General features: G+C 67.8%; 17 protein-coding genes and 1 other RNA gene. 1 reads left to right on the plus strand and 17 read right to left on the minus strand.

Going from position 1 to position 23,839, the window contains the following annotated elements:
- Positions 1-5 precede the first annotated feature (5 nt).
- From CAL19_RS13215 to carA, 4 genes are all read right to left on the minus strand, one after another.
- Positions 6-1,328, minus strand: coding sequence for a solute carrier family 23 protein (locus CAL19_RS13215; RefSeq protein ID WP_094797024.1), 1,323 nt, complete (start codon positions 1,326-1,328; stop codon positions 6-8).
- A gap of 371 nt (positions 1,329-1,699) precedes the next feature.
- A complete protein-coding gene (locus CAL19_RS13220) occupies positions 1,700-2,458 on the minus strand; it encodes an SDR family oxidoreductase (RefSeq protein WP_094797025.1) in 759 nt (252 codons plus the stop codon).
- A gap of 143 nt (positions 2,459-2,601) precedes the next feature.
- Positions 2,602-5,844, minus strand: coding sequence for a carbamoyl-phosphate synthase large subunit (gene carB / locus CAL19_RS13225; RefSeq protein WP_094797026.1), 3,243 nt, complete (start codon positions 5,842-5,844; stop codon positions 2,602-2,604).
- 10 nt (positions 5,845-5,854) lie between these two features.
- On the minus strand, positions 5,855-7,009 hold the full coding sequence (gene carA, locus CAL19_RS13230) for a glutamine-hydrolyzing carbamoyl-phosphate synthase small subunit (protein ID WP_038852396.1): 1,155 nt from the start codon (positions 7,007-7,009) through the stop codon (positions 5,855-5,857).
- Between the two features lie 173 nt (positions 7,010-7,182).
- Here carA and tal point away from each other — a divergent pair, with 173 nt between their 5' ends.
- Positions 7,183-8,136, plus strand: coding sequence for a transaldolase (gene tal, locus CAL19_RS13235; protein WP_094797027.1), 954 nt, complete (start codon positions 7,183-7,185; stop codon positions 8,134-8,136).
- A 44-nt stretch (positions 8,137-8,180) separates the two neighbouring features.
- On the opposite strand, the gene CAL19_RS13240 is transcribed toward tal, so the two are convergent.
- From CAL19_RS13240 to CAL19_RS13295, 13 genes are all read right to left on the minus strand, one after another.
- On the minus strand, positions 8,181-8,708 hold the full coding sequence (locus CAL19_RS13240; protein ID WP_026640061.1) for a carboxymuconolactone decarboxylase family protein: 528 nt from the start codon (positions 8,706-8,708) through the stop codon (positions 8,181-8,183).
- 47 nt (positions 8,709-8,755) lie between these two features.
- On the minus strand, positions 8,756-9,544 hold the full coding sequence (locus tag CAL19_RS13245; protein ID WP_026640060.1) for an ABC transporter permease: 789 nt from the start codon (positions 9,542-9,544) through the stop codon (positions 8,756-8,758).
- 51 nt (positions 9,545-9,595) lie between these two features.
- Positions 9,596-10,402 carry an ABC transporter ATP-binding protein gene (locus tag CAL19_RS13250; protein WP_026640059.1) on the minus strand — a complete coding sequence of 269 codons (807 nt, stop codon included), beginning with the start codon at positions 10,400-10,402 and terminating at the stop codon, positions 9,596-9,598.
- A complete protein-coding gene (locus tag CAL19_RS13255; protein ID WP_026640058.1) occupies positions 10,395-11,435 on the minus strand; it encodes an ABC transporter substrate-binding protein in 1,041 nt (346 codons plus the stop codon). Before CAL19_RS13255 ends, CAL19_RS13250 begins: the two co-directional genes overlap by 8 nt.
- Before the next feature lie 32 nt (positions 11,436-11,467).
- A complete protein-coding gene (locus CAL19_RS13260; RefSeq protein ID WP_094797028.1) occupies positions 11,468-12,787 on the minus strand; it encodes a CaiB/BaiF CoA transferase family protein in 1,320 nt (439 codons plus the stop codon).
- 21 nt (positions 12,788-12,808) lie between these two features.
- Positions 12,809-13,417, minus strand: coding sequence for a recombination mediator RecR (gene recR, locus CAL19_RS13265; protein ID WP_026640057.1), 609 nt, complete (start codon positions 13,415-13,417; stop codon positions 12,809-12,811).
- Between the two features lie 18 nt (positions 13,418-13,435).
- A complete protein-coding gene (locus CAL19_RS13270) occupies positions 13,436-13,762 on the minus strand; it encodes a YbaB/EbfC family nucleoid-associated protein (RefSeq protein WP_026640056.1) in 327 nt (108 codons plus the stop codon).
- A gap of 59 nt (positions 13,763-13,821) precedes the next feature.
- Positions 13,822-15,927 (minus strand): DNA polymerase III subunit gamma/tau, encoded by a 2,106-nt coding sequence (locus tag CAL19_RS13275; RefSeq protein WP_094797029.1) that lies wholly within the window; start codon positions 15,925-15,927, stop codon positions 13,822-13,824.
- Positions 15,928-16,055: 128 nt separating this feature from the next.
- An RNA gene (gene ffs, locus CAL19_RS13280) (signal recognition particle sRNA small type) lies at positions 16,056-16,153 on the minus strand.
- 85 nt (positions 16,154-16,238) lie between these two features.
- On the minus strand, positions 16,239-19,673 hold the full coding sequence (locus CAL19_RS13285) for a UvrD-helicase domain-containing protein (protein WP_094797030.1): 3,435 nt from the start codon (positions 19,671-19,673) through the stop codon (positions 16,239-16,241).
- Complete coding sequence (locus CAL19_RS13290; protein ID WP_094797174.1) at positions 19,670-22,348, minus strand: PD-(D/E)XK nuclease family protein; 2,679 nt, start codon at positions 22,346-22,348, stop codon at positions 19,670-19,672. The genes CAL19_RS13285 and CAL19_RS13290 overlap by 4 nt, the downstream gene beginning before the upstream one ends.
- A 52-nt stretch (positions 22,349-22,400) precedes the next feature.
- Positions 22,401-22,532, minus strand: a complete 132-nt coding sequence (locus CAL19_RS19895; RefSeq protein WP_269320888.1) for a hypothetical protein — start codon at positions 22,530-22,532, stop codon at positions 22,401-22,403.
- Between the two features lie 3 nt (positions 22,533-22,535).
- Entirely contained in the window at positions 22,536-23,735 is a 1,200-nt protein-coding gene (locus CAL19_RS13295; RefSeq protein ID WP_026640052.1) for an MFS transporter, read from the minus strand.
- Positions 23,736-23,839 lie beyond the last annotated feature (104 nt).

The following is a 23,839-nucleotide window of genomic DNA, read 5'->3' on the forward strand; positions in this document are numbered from 1 at the left end:
GGCTTTCAGATGACCCGGCGGCCACTACGCTGCAGCAGGGCGTACAGGATAATGGCGCCGAAGGTGGCCGTGCCGATGCCGGCCAGCATGAAGTCGCCCAGCTTGAGCGTGAAATCGCCCGCGCCCAGCACCAGCGTGACGGCGGCAACAATAAGGTTGCGGTTGTCGCTGAAGTCCACCTGGTTGACCACCCAGATGCGCGCGCCGGCCACGGCGATAAGACCGAACACCACCACCGACATGCCGCCCAGCACGGGGCCGGGTATCGTCTGGATCAGGGCGCCGAACTTGGGCGAGAACCCCAGCACAATGGCGATGAGCGCCGCCACCACGAAGACCAGCGTGGAGTAGATGCGCGTGACGGCCATGACGCCGATGTTCTCGGCATAGGTGGTGACGCCGGTGCCGCCCACGGCGCCGGACACCATGGTGGCCACCCCGTCGCCCACGAAGGCGCGGCCCAGGTAGCGGTCGAGGTTCTGGCCGGTCATGGCGCTGACCGCGCGGATGTGCCCAAGGTTCTCGGCCACCAGGATGACGGCCACCGGCACGATCAGGCCCATGGCATCGAGCCGGAACTCGGGGGCAGTGAACTGCGGCAGGCCCACCCAGGGCGCTGCGGCCACGGCCGAGAAATCGATCGGCTTGCCGAGCCCCAGGCCGTTGGCGCAGATGGCATAGATGACGCAGGCCAGCAACAGGCCCACCAGAATGAGCAGGCGCTGCACCGTGCCGCGCGTGTAGACGGCCACGCCGCCCACGCACAGGATGGTGACGATGGCCATGGTGGCGTCGAAGGTGGACCCGCCCATGGCGCCCTTGGCCGCAATGGGCGCCAGGTTCAGGCCGATGACGGCGACCACGGCGCCGGTGACCACCGGCGGCATCAGGGCTTCGATCCAGTCGGCGCCGCCGCCGGACCGCGAGTTGGCGATCCAGACCAGCACGCCGATAAGGGTATAGGCCAGGCCGCAGGCAATGATGGCGCCCAGCGCGACGCCCATGTTCAGGTTGGGGCCGGAGCCGGCATACCCTGTAACGGCCACGACCCCGCCGATGAAGGCGAAACTCGACCCCAGGTAGCTGGGCACGCGGCCGCCGACGAACAGAAAGAAAATCAGCGTGCCGATGCCGGACATCAGGATGGCGACGTTGGGATCGAAGCCCATGATGAGGGGCGCCAGGACGGTGGAGCCGAACATGGCCACGACGTGCTGTGCGCCCATGGCGATGCTCTTGGGCCCCGACAGGCGTTCGTCGGGCGCGATGATGGCGCCGGGTGTCGAATCGTCGACCAGCTTCCAGCGCGGGAAATAGGAGTTGGGCATAGGATCTCTTGTGTATCCAGGAATGATTGATGGGCGGGGCGAAGTGTAGGGGGCGGCGAGGCTGGCCGCAATACGGTGATGCCCGGGCGGGTTGAACAGGTGGGCGCGTGCGGGAAATCAAGCTGCCGTTTTACTAGCGGTATATGCGGTAGTCGGGCGGTTGCTGGTTCTTGAGCGCCTCTGTCCGAGGGGCAAGCCGGGGGCGTCCAAGTCGTTCGGCTCGGGTGCATACAGGCACCCTCGGCCTGCTTCGCAGGCTGCCCTCTCTTCAAATGGCCGCCCCCGGCTAGCCCCTCGGACAAAGGCTCGCCGCAGTTCGGCTGCCGCCATGTCCGGCCAGGATCAGTCCAGACCGGGAACGGACCAGGCAATTACCGCCGCGGCTTGCGGGGAGCGTTGCGCGCGGCGCGGTCGTAGACCGCGTTGGGCAGCAGCCGCATCAGGCGCGCCACGACCCCCATTTGCCACGGAATCACGGTATACGAAACGCCGCGTTCGATGGCTGTCCGGGCGCGAGCGGCGAACTTGTCAGCGTCCATCAGGAAAGGCATGGAATACGGGTTCTGCGCCGTCATTGCCGTCTTGATATAGCCCGGCGCGATCGTCACCACCTTGACTCCGGCGCCGGCCAGTTCCACGCGCAGACTTTCGCAGTAGGTGGCCACCGCCGACTTGGACGCGCTGTAGGCGCCCGCACCGGGCAGGCCGCGGACCCCGGCTACGCTGGCGATGCCCACCAGGCGCCCTGCTCCCGCCCGCCGCATGGGCTCGACGAAAGGCTCGAACGTGGCAACCGTGGCCAACAGATTGGTGTCGACGATGGCCTTGAACACGTCGAAGTCTTCGGCGTGCTCGGTAAGTGTGCCCGCGCTGATGCCGGCGCTGGCGATGACCACGTCTACCCTGCCCTGGCTACGGGCCAGGAAATCCGCGGCGGCGGCATGCAGGGCGGCGCGGTCTCGCACATCCAGCGCATAGCAATGGTGCTGCCCCGGCAAGGAGGCGGCCAGCTGGCCCAGCAATTCACCGCGGCGCGCCACCAGGCCCAGCCGCGCGCCGGCGTGGGCGTAGCGTTCGGCCAGGGCGCGGCCCAGGCCGCTGGAAGCACCGGTAATAAAAACAGAGGTCATGGCAGCAGGTAGCGGCGCGGCGTATGCGGGACTTGCATGATAGGGACTCGGGTGGCGCGCGTCTACGCGATCGGCAAGGTGGCCGGCCATGAAAACGGGCCCCGAAGGGCCCGTTTACGGCAAGCGCCAGGCAGGCGGGATGCTTATTGCTGCGCGAGACTGGCGTGCAGTTCTTGCAGCGGGTACACCTGCAGGCCCAGGCCCTGGCGCAGGTATTGCATGCCCTCGACCGCGGCGCACGCGCCGGCGATGGTCGTGAAGAACGTGACGCGGTTGGCCAGCGCCTGCGTACGGATCGTGCGCGAATCGGCGATGGCGTTGCGGCGCTCTTCGACGGTGTTGACCACCAGCGAGATCTCGCCGTTCTTGACCATGTCAACGATGTGCGGGCGGCCTTCGGTGACTTTGTTCACCACTTGCACGGGGATGCCGGCTGCCTCGATCTGGCCCGCGGTGCCGCGCGTGGCCACCAGCTTGAAGCCCAGGTTGTGCAGACCGCGCGCCACGCCGACGGCACGGGCCTTGTCCTGGTCTTTGACGCTGATGAAGGCGGTGCCGTTCTCGGGCAGGCTCACGCCCGCGGCCAGCTGCGACTTGACGAAGGCTTCGCCGAAGCTCGTGCCCACGCCCATGACTTCGCCGGTGGACTTCATTTCGGGACCGAGGATAGTGTCGACGCCCGGGAACTTCACGAACGGGAACACGGCTTCTTTGACCGAGAAGTAAGGCGGCACCACTTCACGCGTGATGCCCTGGTCGGCCAGGGTGCGGCCTGCCATTACGCGCGCGGCGATCTTGGCCAGCTGCAGGCCCGTGGCCTTGGACACGTAAGGCACGGTACGCGAGGCGCGCGGATTGACCTCCAGCACATAGACTTCGCCATCCTGGATGGCGAACTGCACGTTCATCAGGCCGCTGACGTTGAGCGCGCGGGCCATCATGGTGGTCTGGCGCTTGATCTCGGCGATGACTTCGTCGGACAGCGAGTACGGCGGCAGGCTGCAGGCGGAGTCGCCCGAGTGCACGCCGGCCTGCTCGATGTGTTCCATGACGCCGCCGATGAACACCGTTGTGCCGTCGGCCAGGCAATCGACGTCGACCTCGGTGGCGTTGTTCAGGAAGCGGTCGAGCAGCACGGGGGAATCGTTGCTGACCTTGACGGCCTCGCGCATGTAGCGTTCGAGGTCTTGCGGCTCGTGCACGATTTCCATGGCGCGCCCGCCCAGCACATAGCTGGGGCGCACCACCAGCGGATAGCCGATGTCGGCGGCGTGCGACATGGCTTCGGCCTCGGTGCGCGCCGTGCGATTGGGCGGCTGGCGCAGGCCCAGCTTGTTGAGCAGCTTCTGGAAGCGCTCGCGGTCTTCGGCCACGTCGATGGATTCGGGGCTGGTGCCGATGATGGGCACGCCGTTGGCTTCGAGCGCGCGTGCCAGTTTCAGCGGGGTCTGGCCGCCGTACTGGACGATCATGCCCACGGGGTTTTCTTTGTGGACGATTTCGAGCACGTCTTCGAGCGTGAGCGGCTCGAAGTACAGGCGATCGGAAGTGTCGTAGTCGGTGGAGACGGTTTCCGGGTTGCAGTTGACCATGATGGTCTCGTACCCGTCGTCGCGCAGGGCCAAGGCGGCGTGCACGCAGCAATAGTCGAACTCGATGCCCTGGCCGATACGGTTTGGGCCGCCGCCGAGCACGATGATTTTCTTGCGGTCGGTAGGCTGCGCCTCGCACTCGTCTTCGTACGTGGAATACATGTACGCGGTACGGGTGGCGAACTCGGCCGCGCAAGTATCGACGCGCTTGTACACGGGACGCACGTTGAGCTGGTGGCGCAGCTTGCGGATCTCGGATTCGGAGGAATCCAGCAGGAACGCCAGGCGGCGATCGGAGAAGCCCATTCGCTTGAGCTGCCACAGCGTGGCGTAGTCAAGGTCGGCCAGCGTCTTCTGTTCGAGCGCGAGTTCGATGTCGACGATTTCTTTGATCTGCGCCAGGAACCAGGGGTCGATGCGGGTGATGTTGTGGACTTCGTCGAGCGTGAACCCCTGAGCGAAGGCGTCGCCCACGTACCAGATGCGCTCGGGGCCGGGTTCGCCCAGCTCGACCTGGAGCTTTTCGCGGTCGGTGGTTTTCTGGTTCAGGCCGTCGACACCGACTTCAAGACCGCGCAGGGCTTTCTGGAACGATTCTTTGAAAGTGCGGCCGATGGCCATGACTTCGCCCACCGACTTCATCTGGGTGGTAAGGCGGGAATCGGCCTGGGGGAATTTCTCGAAGGCGAAACGCGGCACCTTGGTGACCACGTAGTCGATGGAGGGCTCGAACGAGGCCGGCGTGGCGCCGCCGGTGATCTCGTTGCGCAGCTCGTCGAGCGTGTAGCCCACGGCCAGGCGCGCGGCGACCTTGGCAATGGGGAAGCCGGTGGCCTTGGAAGCCAGGGCCGACGAGCGCGACACGCGCGGGTTCATTTCGATGACGATCATGCGGCCGTTATCGGGATTGACCGCGAACTGTACGTTTGACCCGCCGGTGTCGACGCCGATTTCACGCAGCACCGCGATAGAGGCGTTGCGCATGATCTGGTATTCCTTGTCGGTCAGCGTCTGGGCTGGCGCGACAGTGATGGAATCGCCGGTGTGCACCCCCATGGGGTCGAGGTTCTCGATGGAGCACACGATGATGCAGTTGTCGGCCTTGTCGCGCACGACTTCCATCTCGAATTCTTTCCAGCCCAGCAGCGACTCTTCGATGAGCAGTTCGCTGGTGGGCGAGGCTTCGAGGCCGCGACGGCAGATGATCTCGAATTCTTCGGCGTTGTAGGCGATGCCGCCGCCCGAGCCGCCCATGGTGAAGCTGGGCCGGATGACCGTGGGGAACCCGGAGGTGCCGGTTTCGGCCGCGATGCGGCGCTGGACTTCCCAGGCTTCGTCCATGCTGTGGGCAACACCCGACTTGGCCGATTCCAGGCCGATGTCGGTCATGGCCTGCTTGAACTTCTGGCGGTCTTCGGCCTTTTCGATGGCGTGTTCGTTCGCGCCGATGAGTTCCACGCCGTGCTTGGCCAGCACACCGTGGCGGGCGAGGTCGAGCGCGCAGTTCAGGGCGGTTTGCCCGCCCATGGTGGGCAGCAGGGCATCGGGCTTTTCGCGTTCGATGATTTTTTCGACCGCCTGCCAGGTAATGGGCTCGATGTAGGTGACATCCGCCGTTTCCGGGTCGGTCATGATCGTGGCCGGATTGCTGTTGACCAGGATGGTGCGAAACCCTTCGGCCTTGAGCGCCTTGCACGCCTGGGCGCCGGAATAGTCGAACTCGCAGGCCTGCCCGATGATGATGGGGCCGGCTCCGATGATGAGGATGCTTTTTATGTCTGTACGCTTGGGCATGGTGCGATGATTATTTCTGGCCGGCCATCAGGCTGATGAATTTGTCGAACAGCACGATGATGTCGTGCGGGCCCGGGCTGGCCTCGGGGTGGCCCTGGAAGCAGAAGGCGGGGCGGTCGGTGAGCTCGAAGCCCTGCAGCGTGCCGTCGAACAGCGACACGTGCGTGACCCGCGCGTTGGCGGGAAGGCTGGCGGCATCGACCTCGAAACTGTGGTTCTGGCTGGTGATGAACACGCGCCGGGACTGCACGTCTTGCACCGGATGATTGGCCCCGTGGTGGCCGGTTTTCATCTTGACGGTCTTGCCGCCGATGGCCAGCCCCAGGATCTGGTGACCCAGGCAGATACCGAACACGGGAAGCTTGCGTTCGAGGAACACGCGCGTGGCCGCGATGGCGTAGTCGCAAGGCTGCGGGTCGCCCGGGCCGTTGGCCAGGAATACGCCGTCGGGATTGAGCTTGAGCACTTCTTCGGCGGGCGTCTGGGCCGGCACCAGCGTGATGCGGCAGCCACGGTCGGCCATCAGGCGCAGGATGTTGTACTTGACGCCGAAGTCGTAGGCCACGACGTGAAAGCGGTCTTGCGAGGGCTGGCCATAGCCCTGCCCCAGTTGCCAGGTGCCTTCCGTCCAGTTTTGCTGCGACTTGACGGACACCACCTTGGCCAGGTCGACGCCGGACATGCCGGCGTAGCCGCGCGCCAGCTCGACGGCGCGGTCGGCGTCATCGCCCGTGAGGATGCAGGCGCCCTGCGCACCCGTCTCGCGCAGGATGCGGGTAAGCTTGCGGGTGTCGACGTCGGAGATGGCCACCACGCCCTGGGCTGCCAGGTATTCGGGCAACGACTGACGGGCGCGGAAGTTCGAAACGCGCGCGGGGCAGTCGCGCACCACCAGGCCGGAGGCCAGCACGCGCGACGTTTCGACGTCTTCGGGATTGACGCCAGTGTTGCCGATATGCGGGTAAGTAAGCGTTACGATCTGGCCGTTGTAGCTGGGATCGGTCAGAATTTCCTGGTAGCCGGTCATGGCCGTGTTGAACACTACCTCGGCGACCGTGTGCCCCGGCGCACCGATGGACACTCCCCGGAAAATGGTACCGTCCGCCAGAGCCAGAATTGCTGGAGGGAAGCGGTTGGCTCCCTCGGAAAGAAGTTGCGGCAGCACAGTAAACCCCGGTTTCAGAATCGATAATTAAACCTTGGAATTATACTCTGTAAGGCCGTTTTCCCCGGGGAACCGCGCCGAATAAGGCTGAGCGCCGAGGTTTCATGGCCGCGACCCGGGGGTTTGTAGTGATACCCTAGCCCTGTCGCCAACCCTTGCCGTTTTTGCAGCCCATGTCCAGCCAGCTTGAAGCCCTGCGTCGCCATACCACCGTTGTTGCCGATACCGGCGATTTCGAAGTGATGCGCGCGCTGCGCCCCACCGACGCGACCACGAACCCCTCGCTGATCCTGAAGGCCGTGCAGAAAGACGCCTACCGGCCCCTGCTCGAGCAAGTGGTGCGCGACCACCGCGGCGCGCCCCTGCCCGAACTGACGGACCGCCTGCTGGTGGCGTTCGGGCGCGAGATCCTGGGCATTGTGCCGGGCCGGGTGTCCACCGAGGTGGATGCGCGCCTGTCGTTCGATACGCGCGCCACGATCGAGCGCGGCCGCGGGCTGATCGCCCTGTACGAAGCCGCGGGAATACCCCGCGAACGCGTGCTGATCAAGGTGGCGTCAACGTGGGAAGGCATCCAGGCGGCGCGGATCCTGCAGGCCGACGGCATCCGCTGCAACCTGACGCTGCTGTTCTCGCTGCCGCAGGCGGTGGCATGCGCCGACGCCGGCGTGCAGCTGATCTCGCCCTTTGTCGGCCGGATCTACGACTGGTACAAGAAGGCGGCCGGAGCCGATTGGATCGAGGCCGACCACGCCGGCCCCAATGACCCCGGCGTGCGCTCGGTGACCGAGATCTTCCACTATTACAAGCGCCACGGCATCACCACCGAAATCATGGGCGCGAGCTTTCGCAATGCCGGGCAGATCCGGGCGCTGGCCGGCTGCGACCTGCTGACCATCAGCCCCGAACTGCTGGCCGAACTGGACAGCACGCCGGGCGACGTGCCTGCCAGCCTGGCGCGCCGCGACGACCTCGACGTGCCCGCGCGCCGCACCGCCGATGAAGTGTGGTTCCGCACCGAGCTCAACGCCAATGCCATGGCCACCGAAAAACTGGCCGAAGGCATCCGGCTGTTTTCCGCCGACGCGCTGAAGCTGGACGCCATGCTGGGCGGCCCCGCGGCCTGAGCGTACCGGACGCCCGGCCGGCACGGGGCCGGGCGCGGGGCGCGTCAGCGCTCGTCGTGCGAATGCACCTGCAGCGCTTCCAGGAAGCGCGAAACCATGTTGTAAGCGGCCACGGTGGCGGTCAGTTCGACCATCAGCTTGTCGGAGCCCATGGCCTGGCGGGCGGCGTCGAAGACCGGCTGGGGGACCTGCACGTGCCGTGTCATGGCGTCGGTGTAGGCCAGCACCGCGCGCTCGCGCTCGCTGAACAGATCCGAGGCTTCCCACTGCGGCAACGCATCGAGCTGAGCCTGGGTGACGCCTTCTTGCAGGGCGATGGGCGCATGCTGGTCGGCCTCGTACGGCGCGCCGTTGATGGCGGCCACGCGCATGATCACGAGTTCGCGCAGGTCGCCGGGCAGCGTGCTGAGCTGGCGGATGGACGTCAGGTAGTTCAGCCAGCCGCCCGCCACGGCCGGGCTGTGCAGCAGCATCTGGTACAGGTGCAGCACGCTGCCGCGCTCGGCGACGATGCGCTCGACCAGGGGCTTGGCTTCGGGATGGTTCAAATCGGCATAAGGCAGGCGCGCCATGCGAGGGACTCCGGAATAAAGCGCGGCCCGGTCGGGCCGCGCGGGGTTCAGATTTTTTCAGTTTCGCCCGATTTGGGCTGCCATTTCATCAATCGTTTTTCGCCCAGGCCGACGAGGTAGTCCAGCACCAGGGCAAATGCCGTCAGCACCACGATGCCGGCAAACACCGTATTGACGTCGAAGGTGCCCTCGGCCTGCAGGATCAGGTAGCCGACGCCGCTGGCCGACCCCAGGTATTCGCCCACCACGGCGCCCACGAATGCCAGGCCCACGGAAGTGTGCAGGCTGGAAAACACCCAGCTGGTGGCCGAGGGCAGGTACACGTGGCGCAGCAATTGCCGCCGCCCCGCGCCCAGCATGCGCGCATTGTCGAGCAATGTGGGGCTGACTTCGCGCACCCCCTGGTAAACGTTGAAGAAAACGATGAAGAACACCAGCGTGACGGCCAGGGCCACCTTGGACCAGATGCCCAGCCCGAACCACATGCCGAAGATCGGCGCGAGAATCACGCGCGGCATGGAATTGGCCGCCTTGATGTAGGGGTCGAGAATGGCGCTGGCGGTGGTCGACAGCCCCAGCCACAGGCCAAAACCCAGTCCGGCGATGGTGCCGATGAAAAACGCCAGCACGGTCTCCGAGAGGGTCACCCAGAGGTGGCGGTAGATATCGCCGTTGGTGACGAACCACGCCCAGATGCGGCCCCAGACTTCGAGCGGCTGACCGAAGAAGAAGGCGATTTTCGGGTCCAGGGTGACCACATGCCAGATGACCAGGATGACCACCAGCAACAGTACCTGCCAGAATCGCAGGCTGGCCGAACCAGTTTTGATCTTCATATCTGTATTCCATTGCGGCGCGCCCGACCCCGGGCACGCGTCACCGCCACATCAGGCACGCTTCTGCTGGGCATAGCCCTTGAGCACTTCTTCGCGCAGCACCGCCCATATGGCCGCATGCAGTTCCACGAAGCGCGGATGGGTGCGCACTTCGGCCACATCGCGGGGGCGCGGCAAGTCGATGGCGAACTCGCCGATAGGATGGGTGGCGGGCCCGGCCGACAGCACCACCACGCGGTCGCTCATGGCGATGGCCTCGTCCAGGTCGTGCGTAATGAACAGCACCGCCTTGCGCTTGGCCATCCAGAGTTCGAGCACTTCGTTTTCCATCAGCTGGCGCGTCTGGATATCGAGCGCAGAAAAAGGCTCATCCATGAGGATGATGTCGGGGTCGCGGATGAGCGTCTGCGCAAGCATGGTGCGCTTGCGCATGCCGCCGGACATCTGGTGGGGGTAGCGGTCTTCGAAGCCGCCCAGGCCTACCCGCCGCATCCATTCGCGGCCGCGCTCGATCGATTCGGCGCGCGGCTGCCCCGCGAACTGCAGGCCGGCAATGACGTTTTCGAGAGCGCTGCGCCAGGGCAGCAGCGCTTCGCCCTGGAACATATAGCCCGCGCGGGAATTGATCCCCGCCAGCGGCTGGCCAAACACCTTGACCTGGCCGGACGAGGGCGCCAACAGGCCGGCCCCCACGTTGAGCAACGTGGATTTGCCGCAACCCGTGGGCCCCACGACCGACACGAATTCGCCGGGGGCGATGGCCAGGCTGGTGTCCTGGACGGCGGTGTAGCGGCCGCCGCCGTCGCGGGACACAAAGGTACACGTGATGCGGTCGAGCGCGAGCGCGGCTTCAGCCATTGGGATACTTCTCGTTGGCACGGCGCGTGAACTCGTTGGTCCACGCCTTGGATGGGTCGATCTTGGACGCGTCGAAGCCCTTTACATAGGCCGCGAGCGCTCGCGTGGCCGTGGCGGCGCCGTCTTCGGGGAAGACCCCGTCGGGCGACAGGCCCTCCATGCTCTTTTCGAGCGCGGCCTTGTATACAGCGGGCTCGCCCAGCAGGTACTGGGTGGGCACAGTCTTGGCGATTTCTTCGGCGCCGGCCTGCTGGATCCACTTGTCGGCGCGCACGATGGCATTGGTAAGCGCCTGCACGGTGTTGGGATTGGCGTCGATAAAGGCCTGCGGCGCATACAGGCTGCCCGCCGGCATGTTGCCGCCGAAGATTTCCTTCGTGTCTTTCAGGGTGCGCGTGTCGACGATGACCTGGATGTCGCCCGGCATTTCCAGCATGGAAACCACGGGGTCGGTATTCGAGATGGCGTCGATCTGGCCGCTGCGCAGCGCCGTGACCGCGCCGGCGCCCGCGCCCACGCCGATGATCGAGACGTCGCTGTCTTTGAGGCCATGCTTGGCAAGGAAGAAGCTGACCACCATGTTGGTGGACGAGCCCGGCGCGGTGACGCCGATTTTCTTGCCCTTGAGATCGGCCGGCCCCTTGTAGTCGGGCATGTTTTTCTTGGACACGCCGAAGCCGATCATGGGCGCGCGGCCCTGCAGCACGAACGAGCGGTACATCTGGCCCTTGGATTGCATGTGCAGCGTGTGCTCGAAGGCGCCGGACACCACGTCGGCGCTGCCGCCCACGACAGCCTGCAATGCCTTGGAGCCCCCGGCGAAGTCGGCGATGCGGACATCCAGCCCCTCGTCCTTGAAGTAGCCCTTGATCTCGGCGATGGTAAGCGGCAGGTAATAGATGAGCGGCTTGCCGCCCACGGCGATCTGCACACTTTTCTTTTCCAGCTGCTGCGCCCGCACGATGGCCGGCGCCACGCCCAGGGCGCCGGCGGCTCCGGCCAGCTTGAGCAAATCACGACGAGTGACTGACATTGGGGGTCTCCTTTGCCGCTCGGGCGGCCTGTTTATGTGGTGCGGCCAGGCAGGCCGTCTTGTGGCTGGCGGCAAGCGCCGGCCGGCGAAGCTGGCTGCGGGGGCAGGCCTATGGCGCCGGCCTGGGCCAGTTCAACGATTGCCGCTGCATCATACTCCAGCGATTTCAGGACTTCTTCAGTATGTTCCCCTAGGCGCGGGCCCAGCCAGCGCGTGCCTCCCGGCGTCTCGGACAGCCGTGGCACGACGGCCGGCAGCTTGACCGGGCTGCCGTCGGGAAAGCGATGCTGCTCTATCATGCCCCGGGCGATGAACTGCGGGTCGGCGAACATGTCGGCGACGCTGTAGATCTTGCCCACCGGCACATCGGCCGCGCGCATGACCTCGAGCGCCTGGTCGATGGTACGGGTGCCGCACCAGGCCTGGATGGCGCCATCGATTTCTTCGACCCGGCGGGCGCGGCCGTCGTTGCGCGCCAATTGCGGGTCGTTGGCCAGGTCGTCGCGGCCGATGGCGCGCATCAGGCGGTTGAAGATGGCGTCGCCATTGCCCGCGATGACCACGTTCTGGCCGTCGCGCGTAGTGTAGGTATTGGATGGCACGATGCCGGGCAGCGCCCCGCCGGTGCGTTCGCGCACGACGCCGGCCACGTCGTACTCGGGCACCAGGCTTTCCATCAGGTTGAATACCGACTCGTACAACGCCACATCCACCATCTGGCCCTGCCCCGCCACGCTGTCGGGGCCCGGCTTGCCGTTCCAGCGGCCGCCGGTGGCGTCGCGATGGCGCAGGGCCATCATGGCGCCGATGACCGCATGCAGCGCGGCGATGGAGTCGCCTACCGAGATGCCTACCCGCACCGGGGGGCGGTCGGGGTGGCCCGAAACGTAGCGCAGGCCGCCCATGGATTCGGCAATGGCGCCGAATCCCGGCGCGTCGCGCATGGGGCCCGTCTGCCCGTAGCCCGACAGGCGCACCATGATGAGCGCGGGATTGACCTGGCGCAGCTGTTCGTACCCCAGCCCCCACTTTTCAAGCACGCCGGGACGATAGTTCTCGATCACGATGTCCGCATCGAGCGCGAGGCGACGGGCGATCTCGCGGCCCCGCGGGTCTTTCAGGTTCAGCGCGATGGACTTCTTGTTGCGCGCCTGCACCGTCCACCAAAGCGAGTTGCCTTCGTGCAGGTGGCGCCAGCTGCGGATGGGGTCGCCTCCGCCCGTGCCATCGGGGCCGTGCGGGGTTTCGACCTTGATGACTTCGGCGCCGAATTCGCCCAGCATGCGGGCCGCGAAGGGCCCGGCGATCAGCGTGCCGAGTTCGAGGACTTTGATGCCCTTGAGCGCGGACATGGGAGTCTCCTTGGTGGGCGGCTACGTGGTTCTGCGTTCCATCAGGGCCCAGGCGATGGTGCCGGCGTCGACGTACTCGAGCTCGCCGCCGGCCGGCACGCCGCGCGCCAGGCGGGTGATTTTCAGCCCTTTGCCGGCAAGCACTTCACCCAGGAAGTGCGCGGTGGTTTCGCCTTCGGCGGTGAAGTTGGTGGCCAGGATGACCTCTTGCACCACGCCATCGCAGGCGCGCTGGATGAGCCGCTCGAAGTCGAGCTCGCGCGGGCCGATGCCCTCGAGCGGAGCCACCCGGCCCATCAGCACGTAGTACAGGCCACGATAGCCATGGCTGGCTTCGATCATGTTCTGGTCGGCCGGCGTCTCGACGATGCACAGCAACGTGGCGTCGCGCTTGGGGTTGGCGCAGGTGGCGCAGATGGGGTCTTCGGTGAAGCTGTTGCAGCGCGCGCAATGACGCAGGTTCTGCACCGCGCCCGCCAGCGCGCGCCCCAGCATGTCTGCGCCTTGCAGATCGTGCTGCAGCAAGTGATACGCCATGCGCCGGGCCGAGCGCACGCCCACGCCGGGCAGGCGCCGCAGCGCCTCGATCAGCGTGGTCAGCGGTTCGGGTTCGGGCAGTTGCGGTTCCATTGCGGTGCGGCCGGCGCCTTAGAACGGCAGCTTCATGCCCGGGGGCAGCGGCATGCCGGCGGTGACGCCGGCCATTTTTTCCTGCGCGGTGGCTTCCGCCTTGCGCAGGGCGTCGTTGAACGCGGCAGCGACCAGGTCTTCGAGCATGTCTTTGTCGTCGGCCAGCAGGCTGGGATCGATGGACACGCGCTTGACGTCGTGACGGCAGCTCATGGACACCTTGACCAGCCCGCCGCCGGACTCGCCATCGACGAGAATCTCGGCCAGGGAATCCTGGACCTTTTTCATGTTTTCCTGCATCTGCTGCGCCTGGCGCATCAGACCGGCAAGTTGTCCTTTCATCATGATGAGAGTTCCTTGGAGAAGGGGAATTTCCGAAAAACCGGCTGCGGCGGCGCGGCCGCTCACGCCGGTGGATGAACTGCGCGTACCGAACCCGGCACCACCCGGCCGCCAAAATCGGCCTGCAGTGCCAGGACAAAGGGATCGGCCGCCGCGGCGGCTTCGGCGGCCTGCTGGCGCGCCGCGCGCTCGGCCTGCGCCACCGCATGCGCGGTGGCATCGCCCGTGGCGCCGACTTCGACTTCCAGCCGCAGGCCTTGCCCGAAATGTTCGCACAGCACGGTTTGCAGGCGTATGCGGCTTTCGCTTTCTGCCAGCGTCTTGACGGCGACGCGCAGCACGATCGCGTCGCCCTGCACGCCTACCCATTCGCTCTGGCGCGACAGTTCGGCAGCCAGGCCCGTGACGGGAAGACGTGCAGCCAATGCCGGCCAGTCGGCCGCGGTAATACTGTTCAGTTTGGCCGGCGCCTGCCTAGCGCGGCGCGCGGGCGGGCGCTGCCGGGGCTGCGGCACGGCGGCGATTTCGGCCGGCTCTGCGCCGGTGGCGAGCGTTTCGAATTCGTCGTCCGGGTCGGCGGTGAATTCGTCTGTGGGCACATAGCCGGCCTGGGCGTCGTCGGGGATGTCTTCGTCCACCCAGGACGGCGGGCCGTCGACGGCCGCAGGCGCCGGCTTGCTGTGCGTGGCGGGCGGTGTAACGGCCAGCGCGGCAGCGGGCGGCCGGGCCGGCGCAGGCTCGGGCTGTGCGGCCGGTTCCGCAGGCAGGTCTTCCCATGGCGGTGTGTCGGCGGCCTGCTCGGCGGCCGGCGGCGGCGTACTCGCCGAAACGTCGGTCGGCGCAGGATCCGCCGCCTGAGGCCGCGAGCCCGTGCCTTGCGGATCGGGCGTCGCCCGGGCGGCGGCGCCGGCCGCCTTGGCCGTGTCAGCGGCATCGGGCGCGGGCGCTGCGGGCGCGCGGGCTTGCGGGGCGGGGGCCGCGGCAGCCGCGACAGGCGGGGCCGCCGCAGGCGCGCCGGCCGGCTGCGCAGGCGAGGCGCCTGCGGCAACCGGCGCCGGCGGCCGGGCCTCGGTGACCGGGCCGGCCTGCCCGCAGAGCGCGAGCATGCGCAGGCAGGCCATGACGAAGCCCGCGTATTCGTCGGGCGCGAGCGACAGTTCGCCGCGACTGTGCACCGCCACCGAATAGAACAACTGTACGGCGTCTGGGTGCAGCATGCCCGCCAGGCGCGAGATGTCGGCCGCCAGCGGATCGTCCGACGGCGTGGCGCCGGGCACGCGCTGTTCGATGGCCACGCGCGAAAGCAGCACCGCAAGGTCGGCCAGCGCCCCCGCATACGACAACCCGCGCGTGGCGAGTTCGTCGGCCACGGCCAGCACGCCGGCGGCATCGCCTTTGGGCAAGGCGTCGAGCAGGCGCACCAGATGGCGCTGGTCGATGGTGCCCAGCATGCCGCGCACCGCTTCTTCGGTGAGGTTGCCGGCGCTGTAGGCAATGGCCTGGTCGGTAAGCGACAGGGCATCGCGCATGGACCCGCTCGCCGCCTGTGCGATCAGGCGCAGGGCCGGCGTTTCGCACGCGACGCTTTCATCGGCCAGCACGGCCTGCAGGTGGCCCACGATGGCGTCCGGCGGCATCTGCTTCAGGTTGAACTGCAGGCAGCGCGACAGGACCGTGACGGGAATTTTCTGCGGATCGGTCGTGGCCAGGATGAACTTCACATGCGGGGGCGGCTCTTCGAGCGTCTTGAGCATGGCGTTGAACGCATGGCCGGTCAGCATGTGGACTTCGTCGATCATGTAGACCTTGTACCGCCCTGCTCCGGGCGCATACACGGCCTGCTCGAGCAGCTGGGTCATTTCGTCCACGCCGCGGTTCGAGGCGGCGTCGAGCTCCAGGTAATCGACAAAACGGCCCGAATCGATTTCGGTGCAGGCCCGGCATTGGCCGCAAGGCCTGGAGGTGATGCCGGTTTCGCAGTTGAGCGACTTGGCCAGGATGCGCGACAGAGTGGTCTTGCCCACCCCGCGCGTGCCCGTGAACAGCCAGGCATGGTGCAGGCGCTGCGAATCTAGCGCGTGCGTGAGCGCACGCACGACGTGGTCCTGGCCTACCAGGGTATCGAACGAGCGCGGCCGCCACTTGCGGGCCAGTACCAGATAAGTCATGGGCGGATTGTAGAGCCAGTTGCGCGCGGCCGGCGCGCCGGAAATACAAAGGGGCGCCGCAACCAGGGCGCGAACTGCCAGACACCACGACAGTTCGTTCCGATTACGGCGCCCCTTTGGGGAAACCGGTAGGCGAGCCTTACTCCGGCACTGATCCTAAACGACTATGGCTGCTTCGTTCCCGACCTGACCAGGTTCACCGCCGAACCATGCGAAGGGGCCCGCCAACCCGAATTCTAACAGAGCGGGCACGACGCCGCTGGCGCCCTGGGCCAAGGCGTGCGACAGGCCGCCCGCCTGCCGCAGGCGCGCTAGATATCGATCCACAGGCGGGCGCGCGGAAAGTACAGCGCGGCGCGGGCCGGGCGCTGGTCCAGCGCCGTGACCTGCGCGCAATAGCGCGCCAACTGCTCGGCATGGCGCTCGCGCATGCGCGATGCAAACTGCTCGGGCAATTCGTCGGGATGCGGCCGCGCGGTTTTGTAGTCGACGATGAGCCAGCCGTCTTCGGTACTGAGCGCCAGGTCGATTACCGACACGCGCCCGGTGGCGTCGATCAGCGGCCATTCACGCCGTGCCGCCGATTGCGACAGCAGCCAGCGCCCGCGCTCGTGCGCCAGCGTGGCCAGCAGGGTGTCCAGCACCGCCAGCGCGGCATCGGGCGCCTGCGCCGCCGGCAATCCCGCGCGGGTGAGCTGTTTTTGCATCACCGGCAGATAGCGGCGCAAGGCCTCGGCGGGCCAGGCGTCCACGCCGTCCTGGCCGATGCGGGCCAGCCACGCGTGGGCGAGTGTGCCGATTGCGGCATCGTGCGCGGTGTCGAGCTGCCATGACGGATGTTCACCGCCTTGCGCCGGCGCCCCTATCGCGAAACCGGGATTGCCCGTTGCATGGCGTTGCTGATCCAGCGCCACGATGGCTTCACTGGCCAGGCGCCGCAAGGGCTCGCCCATTGACGCTGCTGCGGCATCGGCGGCGGGCGCGTCGTCCTGCCAGCCCGGCGGCGGGGACTTTTTGTCGGCCGGCAGCCATTCCCACAGGCGCCCCAGGAGGCTGGCGGGCGGCGGCGGCTTGGCCTGGCCCGTGGCGCGATCAACCACAACGTTGCCCACCAGGTGCAGGCGGTGGCGCGCGCGCGTGGCCGCAACGTAGAGCAGCCGGTCGGTCTCGTAGGCGGCGCGGCGTTTTTCGCGCAGGCCCAGATAACGTGAGACGGGATCGGCGTCTTTGTCGGCGCGAGGCTTTACCGGCCCGAACAGCACCCTTTCGCCCGTCTGCTCGAAGCTGACCAGCGGCGGGCGCTCGGCGCGAGGCGCTTTGTGCAGCCCGTAAAGAATGACCGTGTCGAACTGCAGCCCCTTGGATTTGTGCATGGTCATGATCTCGACCACGCCCGCATCATCGTCTGCCGCTTCGGGCGCGGCATACAGGCGCGCCAGCGCGGCATCCAGGCGCGCGGGGTCCAGGCCGCCATGCGGCGCCAGGCGTTCGACCAGCCGGAACAGGCTTTCGGCATCTTCGGCGGCGCTGGGACTGGCATACAGCGCCGGGCCGCCCAGCCTGCGCCAGAGCGATTCCAGCCATGCCGCAAGCGGCATGGCGCCGCTGGCGTTGGACGAGTCGAGCAGAATGGGCGCCACATGGCGCACCCGCGCGTACTCATCGGCCGCCAGCACCTGCCGGGCGCGGCAGGGCTGCACTTGCGGGGCATCCCACAGCGGCAGGCCCTGCCCCGCATTCACGGGCTGGGCGGCCGGCTGCGGCGCGCGCAGCGCATCGGCGAGCAACACCGGTACGGGCGTGGCCGGGTCGTGGCCGAACAGCGCATGCAACGAATGCAAGGTCAGCCCGCACCACGGCGCGCGCAGCACCGACAGCCAGGCCATGCGGTCCGCCGGGTGCGCCAGGGCGCGCAGCAATTGCACCAGATCCGACACCACATGGCGCTGGGCCAGTGGCACCAGGTCGACCGCCCGACAGCGAATGCCCGCCTGCGTCAGCTTGCGCACCAACTGGCCCAGGTGGCCGCGCGCCCGCACCAGAATGGCCACCGGATGGCGGCTTGCCGGGTCGCGCTCGTCCAGCGCGCGGCGCACCAGCTGAACGGTGAGCGCCTGGGCCGCGGCGTCGGCGCCGGCGGGCCCGTCGGCACTGAACGCAGGATGGAAACACACGGGCTCGCCGGGCAGCTGCTCATTGAAAGCCGCCGAATCGGTATACGCGATCGCGCCAGCCGCTGCGTCGTTGCGCGCGGGCAGCAGGCCCCGGAAGGTGGCGTTGACCCATTCCACCACGCCCGCCTGCGACCGGAAGTTATCGGTCAGTTGCAGGAAGGCGGGAGTGATTTCGCCCACCCCCTGCTCGGCCGCCTGCAGGAACAGCCCGACTTCCGCCTTGCGGAAGCGGTAGATCGACTGCATGGGGTCGCCCACCAGGAACAGCGTACGCCCGTCGTCCGGCTGCCAGCCGGCGGTCAGGGTGGCCAGCAGGTGGATCTGGGTAAGGCTGGTGTCCTGGAATTCGTCGATGAGCAAATGCCGGATCGACGCATCGAGCTTGAGCAGCAGTTCGCCGGGGTCATCGGCGCTGCCCAGCGCGTGCACGGCGCGTTGGGCAATTTCGATGAAATCGACTTCGCGCGTCTCGGCAAAGCGCAGGTGCAATTGCGCCACCGCGAGCTTCAAGGTCATCAGCTGCGCGCCGAGCACGCGCCATTGCGTATCGGTGAACTCGGCCGGCGGCACCGTGTCTACCGCATCCAGCATCCAGATCCAGGCCGCCTGCGGATCTGCGGCATCGAGCCACTGAGTAAGCGCCGTTTTGTGTGCGCACTTGGGCGGGAAGCCAAGATTCTTGTTGAGCGCGCGGCGCAGCTTGCCTTCGCCCGTAAGCAGCAGGCATCGCACGGCTTTCCATTTATCGAGTGCGGCGGCATGCGGCTCGAGCGGCTCGCTCCAGTCGCGCAAGGCGTCCAGCACATGCCCGGGCCCCGACTCGTCCAGTACCGCGGCGGCCATGCGGGCGGGCCCGCGCAGGGCGTCTTGCCAGCCCAGGGGCATGGCGCTGGCAAGCGCCCGCAGGTCTTCGCCGATGGCTTCGGCCAGGGCGCCCTGCAACGCCTCGCGGTCGCTGCCGCGCGAAAGCAGCGGCAGCCATTGGTCGCGCTGGCCCAGCATGGCGGCGATGGCTTCGACGGCGGCCTGGGTGTCGACGTCCAGGTGTGCAAGCAGGATGCGCACCGCTTCGAAGTCGTCGGCCAAGGCCACCGTGGCCCGTGCGGCGGCTTCGTAGTGCGCCTGCGCGTCGTCGGCAATGTCGGGCATGCCGCCAAGCTCGGACAGCCACGGCATGCCGCGCACCAGCCCGGCGCAGAACGAATCGATGGTGCGGATGGCCAGGCGGGCCGGGTGTTGCAGCAGCTTCCAGCCGAGTTCGTCATTGCGTTGCAACGCCGCGCGCGCCAGTTGCCAGCTGCGGCGGCCGTGCTCGGTGTCGGGCATGGGGCCGCCGCCGTCGCGCAGCTTGCCCAGCACCCGGGCGTGCATTTCCGATGCCGCCTTGCGGGTGAAGGTGATGGCCACGATTTCCTCGGGCCGGTTCACGGTGGCCAGCAATGCCAGGATGCGGTCGGTAAGCAGTTCGGTCTTGCCGGAACCGGCCGGCGCCTGCACCAGGAAGGAGGCGGACGGGTCCAGGGCGCGTGCGCGCGCCGCGTGGTCGGAAGGCTGGCGGGCGGATACCGTCATTCCGCGTCCTCGTCGTCTTCAAGATGCAGCCGCAGGAACGGCATGGCGTCGCAGTATTTCAGGTCGTTGGGGCTATAGACCACGTTGGCCGCGTATCCCGATGCGTATTCGTCGGCCAGGTTTTCGACGGCGGTGCGCCAGCGCAGCAGGATGTCGCGCCATTGCTGGCCCTCGAAACCCTTGCTGGCGTCGGCCATGCGCACGCCCTGCAGGCCCAGGTCGGCATCGGCCAGCCCCACGGCGGCAACCTGGCGCGCGTGCACCTGCGCCAGCACCAGCGCCGCCACGTCGGCGTCCGGCGTGTCGCCCGACAGCACCGAGGCGTAGAACGGCAATTGCAGGTTCACCGGCCGCGCACGCGCCCAGTCGGATTCCGGGTTGCCCGGCGCCATGCCTGTTTTGTAGTCGAGGATCACCGCGCGGCCATCGGTCAGCCGGTCCAGCCGGTCCAGGCGGACGGTAAGGGTGAGCGGGCCGCGCGACCATTGGTGGGTTTCTTCTACCTGCGCAACCTCGAAAGGCACCCGCCGGGCCTCCAGGTCGAACCAGTTCCACAGCACCGTGCCGGCGCGCTCGCACTCCAGTTCACGCAGGGCGGGCGGATAGGCCTGCAGCTCTTCTTCGGCGGCCTGCTCTACCGCCTGCGCAAGCAGGGCCTGCAGCCGGCCTTGCCGCAGGGCTTCGTGCAGAGGGTCTTGCCCGGGCAGCATGCGCCATACAAGTTCCAGGGCGCGGTGCAGGAATTGCCCGCGCACATTCTGATTGGCGGCATCGGCATAATCGGCCAGGGCGCGGGCGCCGAGACGGTGGCGCACAAACGCCCACAGCGGGTTGCGCGCCTGGGTGTCGAGCACATCCAGCCCGCCCCTGGCGCCGGCGTGCGCCGCATCCGGCGCGACCGGGGCCAGCGCGGGGCCGCGCTCGTCGTCGAGCACCTGCTGCGGCAGCGGCGCCGCGGCCGGCGGGGCCGGCGCCTGCCATGCCATGGCCGGCACATCGGCGATCAATGGCGACGGGCGCAACTCGCGCTCTCCGTCCAGGTGGGCATGGCTGACGACGACTTCCGGGGCGCAACGGCACAACGCGGCGTACAGCGCCTCGGCCCACTGCCGTTCGCGCTCGGGCGTGGCGCGGGGCGCCCCCGCCTGACGCAGCACGTTCAGGGGCAGCAGCGGATTGGGCTGGGGCGTGGCGGGCAGCACATCGTCGGTAAGCCCGAGGATCCAGATGCCATCCCAGTGCCCGCCTTCGGCTTCGAGCAGCCCCAGTACGTCGAGCCGGGCCAGCGGATCGCGCTGGGGCTGGAATGCCGACGCGGCCGCCGCATTGGCGAGCAGGCGCACGGCGGCCCGGCCGTCCAGCGGCCCGGCGGCGGGAGCCAGCGCCGCATAGCGCCCCAGCAGTTCGCCAAAGGCCCCCATGACCTGGTAACCCACGCTATCCAGGGCGCGTTCGCCGGGGAACCCCAGCGCCACCAGCGCCGCGCGGATGACGGGCATCCAGAGGTCGGCCGTGGCGGCATCGCCCGCCTGCTGCCAGATCTGCATGGCATGCGGCCACGCCGCGGCCAGCGCGGTGTCATCGGCCAGGTCGCGCTGCCAGCGCGCCGCGTCGATGCGGGCGCGGGCCTGCCGGCGCCAGCGGGCGTCGATGGCGGCCAGCCGCGCCAGATCCCGCCGGTCGCCGGCGCAATGGCCCGCGAGCAAAGCCGCGCCCAGCACCGGGGCGTCGGCCTCGCCCGCGTATGCCATGTCGGCCAGCGCGCGCAGCCACGCGAGGGCGGCGCGCACGGCCGGCCATTCGGTCAGCGGCCGCCCCACCGCCACGTTGAATGCATGCCCGCCGGGCGCCAGGGCCTGGCCCACCACGCGCCGCGCGAACGGCGATTCGTCCTGAAGTTGGGCCGACACGATGGCGTAACGTCCGGTGGGCTGGCCAGCCAGCCGCTCGGCGGCCCAGGCAGCGGCGGCCCGCCATTCGGCGCCCCGGTCGGCCGCGCCGTAGCGCAGTGGCCGCGACGGCTCGCCCGCGGCTTCGCCCAGCCAGGCCAGGGCGGCGCCACCCCGTTCGAATGCCTGCAACAGCGTGGAAAACCGCGGCGAAATATCCGTAAATCCCGCCAGCACCAGATGGCCGGGCGCGGCCAGCGAGCCCTGTTGCAGGGCCTGCACGACGCGCGCGTAAGCCAGGTTGGCGTCCTCGGCGTCGATGTCGGCGAGCCGCGCACGATAGCGGCGGCGCCAACGCGTAAAGCCCCGGTATTCGTCGGTGTCGGAACCCGGCGGCACCTGCAGGCGCCATTCGTCCATGAGTGAATCGGCATCCATCGCCAGCGCGGCGGCCTGCGCGGTATCGAGCAGCACGCGGCCGGCTTCTTCGGCGCCGATGGCATCGGCCCACACCATCTGCGCCGCGAAGGTATCCAGGCGATAGGCCGACAAGCCCGCGCCCGGCGTGAACGCCAGCGCGTCGGCCGATTCGGCGATCCAGGCGGCCAGCGGCAATACGCGCGGCAGTTCGCTGACCTGGCGCTCCCGGCGCAGTTGCGCGGCGAGATCCAGTGTCAGGCGCCGCGCGAGCCGGTTGTTCACGGTGAGCACGAGCGTATGCGCGGCCGGCAATTGGCCGGCCTGCTCCAGCGAAATCAGCGTGCGGGATGCCGGGGGGTAAGACATGTCGGGCATGGAGTTGGCACAGAGCGCCAAGGATAACCGGACGGTACGGCGGTCAGAAGCCGCACATGGCGGCCAGCGTCTCCCAATTGAGGCGCAGGCCGGGCATGGTGTAACCCAGGAAGCCCAGCGCAAGCACGGCAACCAGGGCGATACCGCCCAGAATCCGCCAAGTCTTGCGCGCCATGGCTCAGGCCGCCTGGGGCACCCGCGGCGCGAGCGGCTGCTCGCGCACGGGCAGGCACAACAGCGCCGCCACAACGGCCAGCGCCACGCCTATCCACCACATCAGATCGTAATTGCCCGTGCTGGCGTATATGTAGCCGCCCAGCCAGACCCCGATGAAGCTGCCCACCTGGTGGCCCAGGAAGGCAATGCCCGAGAGCGTGGCGGCATAGCGCAGCCCGTAGATCTGCGCAATGAGCCCCTGGGTGAGCGGCACAGTGCCCAGCCAGAACAGGCCCATCCAGGCCGCGAACACGTACAGTACCCAGGGCGCCAGCGGCACCGCCAGCAGCAACAGCATGCCGAACGCGCGCAACCCGTACACACCGGCCAGCAGCAGTTTCTTGCTGTGGTGGCCGCCCAGCTTGCCGGCATAGAAAGAACCCACCACGTTGAACAAGCCGATCAGCGCGATGGCCGTGGCCCCGTGGCTGGCATTGAGCCCGCCATCGGTCACGTAGGCCGGCAGGTGCAGCGTGATGAAAGCCGTGTGGAAACCGCAGACAAAATAGCTGCCATAGAGAAAGTGGAAGGACGGATGCTGCATGGCCTGCCGCACCGCTGCCGACAAAGACTGCCCGCCGGCGTGCGCCCCCGGCTTGCCGCGCAGGAAATAAGCCAGCGGCATGCCCGCGGCCACCAGCAGCGACAGCGCCCACAGTGCGCCCGTCCAGTCGAGGCCGCCGATCAGCAGCTGGCCGGCCGGCACCACCAGGAACTGCCCCATCGAACCGCCCGCGCTGGCAATGCCCATGGCCGTGCTGCGGTAGGCGGCCGGGACAGAACGCGCCACCACGGGCAGGATGACAGGGAAAGTGGTGCCGGCCTGACCCAGCCCCACCAGTACGCCGGCCGTCATGTACAGGCTGAATTCGTCGGTCGCGAAGCGCGTGCCTATCATGCCGGCCGCATACAGCAAGGCCCCCAGTGTCACGGTGCGGCCCGATCCGTAGCGGTCGGCGAGCATGCCCATCAGGATGCTGGCCCCGCCCCACACAAGATTCTGCAGGGCGAACGCCATGGAAAAGACATCGCGCCCCCAACCCTGGGCCAGCCCCATGGGTTGCATGAACAGGCCGAAAGTGGCGCGCACGCCCATGGCGAGCAGCACGACCAGCGTCCCCAGCAGCACGGTACGCAACGATATGGATTCGGGGTGGGACATCTGGCCTGCCTGGGAGTGGTTCGACATGCGGAAGACCCCGCACGGCGGGGATCGGCATCCGTGATGATATACAAGTCTGGCTCTTGTGGATGCCCCGCGGGCCC

This window comes from Bordetella genomosp. 7 (assembly GCF_002261265.1).
Taxonomy (GTDB): domain Bacteria; phylum Pseudomonadota; class Gammaproteobacteria; order Burkholderiales; family Burkholderiaceae_B; genus Bordetella_A.